Source organism: Pseudonocardia sp. NPDC046786 (genome assembly GCF_040645415.1).
In the GTDB taxonomy this organism is placed as follows: Bacteria; Actinomycetota; Actinomycetes; order Mycobacteriales; family Pseudonocardiaceae; genus Pseudonocardia; species Pseudonocardia kongjuensis.
The window spans coordinates 108,737-115,129 of sequence record NZ_JBEYYF010000022.1 but is presented as its reverse complement, the minus strand read 5'-3'; the positions used below and the strand labels follow the sequence as shown (position 1 = coordinate 115,129).

Sequence of the window (6,393 nt, the reverse complement as noted above, 5' to 3'; positions counted from 1 at the left end):
TCGGGCACAGGCTCGATCGTGCTGGTCATGACTGCTCCTCCCACCGAGCTGCGCTCGGCGTGTCGGACCAGTTACACCGAAGATCAGACAGTCCCGTGAGCTGTGGGTTACCGGGTCACTCGTAGGGGTGACTGAATACCCCGGCGGAACGAGCACCTGCGCGAGTGATCAGAGGCGTGCTGCCGCGACCGCATCGAGGGGGCGGCTCCCGGCGTCCCGGCATGCGAGTGGCTGATCGAGCTGGTGAGCGGGGCCGGGACCGCCTCGGGTCGGGCTCCGCGAAGTGGACGCGTACGACGCCGGCCACCACCTGACGACGCCGTCCGCCGGTCAGGGCAGCTGCAGCTCCCTGAGCTGCCGGCGGGAGGAGATGCCCAGCTTGCGGTAGATGCTGCGCAGATGGGCCTCGATCGTGCGCGGGCTGAGGAACAGCTGGGTGGCGACCTCCCGGGAGGTCGCCCCGGTCGCCACCAGCCTGGCGACGTGCAGCTCGTGCGCGGTGAGCGCGTCGGTCGGCCGGGCGGCGGTGCGGTTGCGCGGGCGCTCACCGGTGGCGCGCAGCTCGCGGGCGGCGCGGTCGGCGAACGCCCCGGCGCCCATGTCCGACAGCAGCCCGTGGGCGGTGCGGAGCTGGTCGCGGGCCTCCCGGCGGCGGCCCTCGCGGCGCAGCCACTCGCCGTAGACGAGATGGGTGCGGGCGAGGTAGACGACCAGCCGGCACCGCCCGAGGTGGTCGATCGCCGCCCGGTAGTGCTCCTCGACGTCCGGACCGGTGCCGGTCAGCGCCCGCGAGCGGGCGACCAGCCCGAGCGCCCAGCTGGTGCCGGTGGCGCGGGCGCGGGCGTCGAGCTCCTCCAGTGCGACGGCGGCGCGTTCCGGCCGTCCGGCGCGGGTCGCCGCCTCGACGAGCTCGGGCAGGGCGAGGCTGATGTGCGGTGGTTCGAGGGACGCGCAGGCCCGTTCCTCGGCGTCCAGCGCCGCCGCGTAGTCGCCCAGCCCGTTGTTGAGCACCCCGAGGGCGTGCTCGGCCAGCGAGACCTCCGCGCTGTTCCCGCGGGAGGTCGCCTCCCGCACGGCGACGGCGTGCAGCTCGACGGTCTCGGCCGGGTCCCCGCGCCAGGCGGCCATGACGAGCCGGCCGAAGTGCAGCGACACGCCTCCGGTCACCTGCCGGATCGCCGTCTCCTCGGCGACCAGCTCGGCGGCCCGGGCCGGCTCGCCGGCGAGCACCGACATCGACGACAGGTACAGCAGCGCGGCCGGGAGCGAGGCCAGCGCGCCGGACTCGCGGGCGAGCCGGACGTTGCGCCGGGCCAGCACCCAGAGCAGCTCGTCGTCGAGGATGGTCAGCGCGACCCGGCTCGCCAGCCACAGCCAGCGCCGGGCCTCCCGGCAGGCCGCCGGCTCCGCCGGGTCGTCGTCGACGCAGAATGCCTCCAGCGCCTGCCGGAGCACCGGCACCCCGGCCGCGTATCCGTCGGTGTGCGTCGTGACCAGCGCGTCGAGCAGCAGATCGGCCGGTTCGGGCGGGCCGGTCGGCGGCGGCGCGGCCCGGGCGGCCTCGGCCACCTCGGCCATGCCGCGGCCGTCGCCGAGGCCGCCGGTGATGATGGCCGCATCGAACGCGTGCAGGTAGGTCTCGCGGGACAGTGCGGCATCGAGCGGGCAGAGCTTCTTGGCCGCGTCCAGCAGCATTCCCGGCACCTCGGCGCCGCGGGTCAGGTGGAACGCGATCTGGGCGCGCAGCAGCTCCAGGCGGGCGCCGCCGAGTGCGTCCAGCGGGCCGGCCGCGGCGACGGTCAGCAGCTCGGAGGCGATCCGGGAGGCCCCGGACTCGTAGGTGGCCTGCGCGGCCCCCAGCGCCCGGCCGGCGCGGCGGCCGGGATCGGGGGTCAGGTCCGCCGCATGCTTGAGGAACGCGGCCGAGGCGGCCAGCCCGCCGCGGGCCCGTGCCCGGTCCGCCGAACGTTCCAGCTCGGCGGCGACCTCCTCGTCGGTGCCCAGCACGGCCTGCGCCCGATGCCAGGCGCGCCGGTCGGGATCGAGCTGCGGATCGGTGGCGGCGGCCAGCGCGCCGTGCGCGCGGCGCTGCTCCGGCCGCGTCGCCGCCCGGTAGACCGCCGACCGCACCAGCGGATGACGGAACCGCACCCGGGCGTCGATCTCGAGCAGCCCGGCGGCCTCCGCCGCGGCCGCCGCGTCACGGGCGATGCCCAGATGCTGCGCGGCGCGCCACAGCAGGTCCGCGTCGCCGGTCGGTTCGGCTGCGGCGACCAGCAGCAGCGTCTGGGTGTCGGCGGGAAGGCTGGCCGAACGCCGCCGGAAGCTGTCCTCGACGCGGTACGGGACGCCGAGCGCGTCCGGCAGCTGGAAGCCGCCGGCCAGCTGCACCGGCTGCACCCCGCGGGGCAGCTCCAGCAGGGCCAGCGGGTTGCCGCGCGCCTCGGCGACGATCCGGTCGCGGACCCCGCCGTCCAGCGGCGCGCGGACCGCGGTGGCGAGCAGGGCCCGCGCGTCGGCCTCGCCGAGGCCGGCCAGGCGCAGCTCGGGCAGCCCGCCGAACGCCGGGACCTCCCGGTCGGTGGGATCGCGCAGGCCGAACACCAGCGCCACCCGCTCCGCCTCCACCCGCCGCGCGACGAACGCCAGCACCTCGGCGGACGCCTGGTCGAGCCAGTGCGCGTCGTCCACCAGGCACAGCAGCGGCCCGTCCTCGGCGACCTCGGCGAGCAGGTTGAGGGTGGCCAGCCCGACCAGGAACCGGTCGGGCGCGGCGCCGCTGTGCGTCCCGAACGCCACCCCCAGGGCGGCCTGCTGCGGCTCGGGCAGCGCGCTCACGCGGTCGAGCAGCGGCGCGCAGAGCTGGTGCAGCCCGGCGAACGCGAACTGCGACTCCGACTCCACCCCGGCCGAGCTCTCCACCCGGAACCCGGACGGTTCCGCGACGCCGCGGGCGTGCTCCAGCAGCGCCGTCTTCCCGATGCCGGCTTCGCCGCGCAGCACGAGGGCGCCACTGTGCCCGGCGTGTGCCTGCGCGAGCAGGTGCTCGACGGCCGCGCGCTCCGCGCGCCGGCCCAGGAGATCACTCAGCTCTGCTCCCGGATCATTCCGTTCGCCCCGAATAGGTGAGTTTTACCGATGCGAAGCCGTTCCGCCAGCCCCGTTGTGGTGGCAGCGAGATGGACCATTCGGACACCGCGGTCACTGTCGGAGACCGCGGGCGACCAGTGTGGACGGGGCGCCGGACGGCGCGGACATCCGGTGCCGGCCTGGGCCAACGGCGTCCCCGGCGGGTGCGCGGGCGGCCCGGTCCGATGCCGGACCGGGCCGCCGCCGGCGGTCCGCCCGGTCCGGACGGGCCGGGCGGGATCAGGGACCTCTACCGACGCGACGACGCCGTCCGGGCGGCCACGCTGACCGCATGCCAGCAGCCCAGGCCGATCCGGCCCTCGTCGTCCGTCGTGATGGTGCAGGTCCGGCCACGTCGTCCGAGTCGTTCCGGTCGTGGCGCCGGGAGGCGTCGTGCCGCGCCATGGGGTGCGAGGTGTTCTTCCCGCCGGAGGACGAACCGGGACGCGAGCGGGCGGCCAAGGCCATCTGTGCCGGGTGCCCGGTGCGCCTGCCGTGCGCCGTGCACGCCCTGGTGAACCGCGAGGCGCACGGGGTGTGGGGCGGGCTCTCGCCCGCCGACCGCGAACGGCTGAGCAGCCACCTCTGACCGGTGCCGGACCGCTACACGGAAGGAACGATCGTGGCCTGGAGTACACGTGAGCTCGCCGAACTCGCCGGCACCACGGCGCGGGCGGTGCGCCACTACCACGACGTCGGGCTGCTGCCGGAGCCGGAACGCCGCGGCAACGGCTACAAGGAGTACGGCGTCACCCACCTCGTGCGGACGCTGCGGATCAAGCGGCTGGCCGATCTCGGGTTCAGCCTGACCCAGATCGCCGAGCTGGGCGACGCCGACCAGCATCCCCGCGAGGCGCTCCGCGCGCTGGACGCCCAGCTCACCCGGACCCTGGAACGGGTGCACCGGGCGCGCGTCGAGGTCCGCCAGATCCTGCAGCTGTGCGCGCCCACCGATCTGCCGCCCGCGCTGGCGGCCAGGATCGCCGGCGCCGATCTGTCCGCGGCCGACCGGTCCCTGGTGGTGGTGATGAGCCGGGTGCTCGATCCGGCCGTCGTCGTCGCACTGGTCGACACGCTGCACAAGCTCCCCGGCAGCCCGGCGACGTCGGGCTTCGACGAGCTGTCCGCCGACGCCGACGAGGCGACCCGGCAGGAGATCGCCGACCGCCTGCTCTCCCGGATCAGGAGGGTGCTGGCGATGGTCCCCGGGCTGTGGAGCGCCGTCACGGGACCGACCGCGGCCGCCCGTGCGGTCCGGGAGGCCGTGCTCGACCTCTACAACCCGGCCCAGCTCGACGTCCTGTGCCGGATCGGGCGCCGGCTGCGGGCCGGCCCGGAACCGGCGGGGCGGGCCCTCGGGGTGGCTGCGCTCGACGACGGCACGACGGCCGGCGCGGACCGGCTCGGTGAACCCTGGGCCCGGTGGGGCCGCGGGATCGCCGGGACCGGAACCGGGCGGACGGCGCAGCACCGCCGGGACCCGGTCGCGGGGGTCGCCGGCGGCTCGGCCTGACCCGACGACGCCGGGCCGGGGGCAGGAGCGGATCGCACGGCACCGCATCCTGGTTCGGCTGCGCGCGTGGGCCCGGACGGGACGGCCGGTGTTTCCCCGGCGCGTCCGAACGGGTCGGCGGGCGGGGCCGAACGATGCCGACGACCGGCCCTGCGACCGCGTTCCGTAACCGGCGCGCGGCCGAATCGTTGAATCGGCACGGCAACCGAGGGGGGCGTCGTGCCAGGACCGAGATGGGACCCGGACGAGGGCCGCTGGCTGCTCGACGACGAGCGGGCTCCGGCGCCACGACACGGCCGGCGCCGGTCGGCCGAGGTCATCGACCCGCCGGACGATGGAGCCGGGCCGCCGGCCGGGCATCGCTCGCCCGACGAGCTCGCCGCCGGGGTCGTCTTCGCGCCGGGCCGGGGGGCCGCGGCCGGGCCTGCGCCGCTGCGCGACCGCCGACCGGAGCCGGCCGGCGAGGCGTCCGCACCACCGAAGTTGATCACTGAGCGTCACGGTTCCGGGCCGATGGACGAGGCCCGGGACGATGACGGTCCACGGCGCGGGCGGCGTCGTGCTCCGGAGCCGTCCGACGCGACCCCGCCCCACCCGCGGTTGCCGCACCGTCCGGGGACGCGCGGCCGGCGCGCGGCCGACGTGGTGCCGCCGGGGGACGACCGCCCGGTGGGCGCCCACCGCGGCGGGCGCCGCCGCGCCGAGGACCCGACCCCGCCCACCGCGGAGGTCCCCGTCCGCGGGCGGCACGGCGGCACCGCCGCCGGTCGCGGCTACGAGCCGGCCGAGCACGGCTATGGGCCGGCCGAGCGCGATGACGACCTGACCGGGCGCGGATCCGGTCGGGCCGGCTCCGATGACCGCTGGGCCGAGCCCGGGTACGACCCGGCCGGTCCCGCCGGGTTCGGTGGCCTCGGTGGCGGACCGGCCCACGCCGGCCCGGCCGGCCCCGCATCCGGGGCTCCCGGCCACCCCGATCGTGACCCGGGCGATCCGGTCCGGCCCCCGTCCGGCTACGGCGCGCCTGCCCACCGGCGCGACGCGTACGATCCCTGGTACGACCCCGGGCCCGCCACCGACAGCACCGACGCCGCGGACCTCGCTGAGCCCGCCGACGCCGTCGACACGAGGGTCCACGCCTCCGTGCGCGCCCGGACCGCGGCATCCGACGGCACCGGAGGAGAACCGCCGACCCGCGGCACCCGGCGCCGGCCGGCCCGGGACGGCGGCGATGACGACGCCCCGGCGGGCCGCCGGCGATGGCCGTGGTTGGCCGCCGCCGCAGCGGTCGCGGCCGCGGTACCGATCGGGGTCGCCGTCCTCGGTGGCTCGGACGACGAGCCCCGGACCGCGCCGACCGAGGAGGCGGTCGCGTCCGGGACACCGAGCGGCCAGGAAGCCGGAGGAGGGGAGCCCGGCGGCGAGGATCCCGGCATCGAACCGGCCGTCGACGCCGTCACCGAACCCGCCGCGACCGAGGTGATTTTCGAGGTGAACGGATCGGGATCGGCGGGCACGATCACCGTCGGCCGGGGGACGGCGGTCTCCCAGGTCTCCGGCGCGGAGCTGCCGTGGGAGCGGACGTTGCCCGCCGAGTCCGGGCCCACCGACTACTCGGTGAGCGCTGCCGGCGGGTCCGGTGAGATCTCCTGCCGGATCCTCGTCGATGGTGCGGTCATCTCCGAGGAGTCGGCGGATGGCGACTTCTCGGCGGTGTCGTGCAGCGGGAACCGCTGACGGCGGAGTGTGCG

Annotated in this window: 4 protein-coding genes; 3 read left to right on the top strand and 1 reads right to left on the bottom strand. The window is 76.8% G+C overall.

Features of this window, described 5'->3' with window-relative positions; genetic code table 11:
* Positions 1–330: 330 nt before the first annotated feature.
* On the bottom strand, positions 331–3,078 hold the full coding sequence (locus ABZ881_RS23960) for an AAA family ATPase (RefSeq protein WP_358487781.1): 2,748 nt from the start codon (positions 3,076–3,078) through the stop codon (positions 331–333).
* 343 nt (positions 3,079–3,421) lie between these two features.
* On the opposite strand from ABZ881_RS23960, the gene ABZ881_RS23955 reads away from it, so the two are divergent.
* From ABZ881_RS23955 to ABZ881_RS23945, 3 genes are all read left to right on the top strand, one after another.
* A complete protein-coding gene (locus ABZ881_RS23955; protein WP_358487778.1) occupies positions 3,422–3,718 on the top strand; it encodes a WhiB family transcriptional regulator in 297 nt (98 codons plus the stop codon).
* 33 nt (positions 3,719–3,751) lie between these two features.
* The gene (locus tag ABZ881_RS23950; protein WP_358487777.1) at positions 3,752–4,642 is read left to right on the top strand and encodes a MerR family transcriptional regulator; all 891 of its coding nucleotides are present in this window, start codon (positions 3,752–3,754) and stop codon (positions 4,640–4,642) included.
* Between the two features lie 219 nt (positions 4,643–4,861).
* The gene (locus tag ABZ881_RS23945; protein ID WP_358487776.1) at positions 4,862–6,379 is read left to right on the top strand and encodes an MmpS family transport accessory protein; all 1,518 of its coding nucleotides are present in this window, start codon (positions 4,862–4,864) and stop codon (positions 6,377–6,379) included.
* The last annotated feature ends 14 nt before the right edge of the window (positions 6,380–6,393 follow it).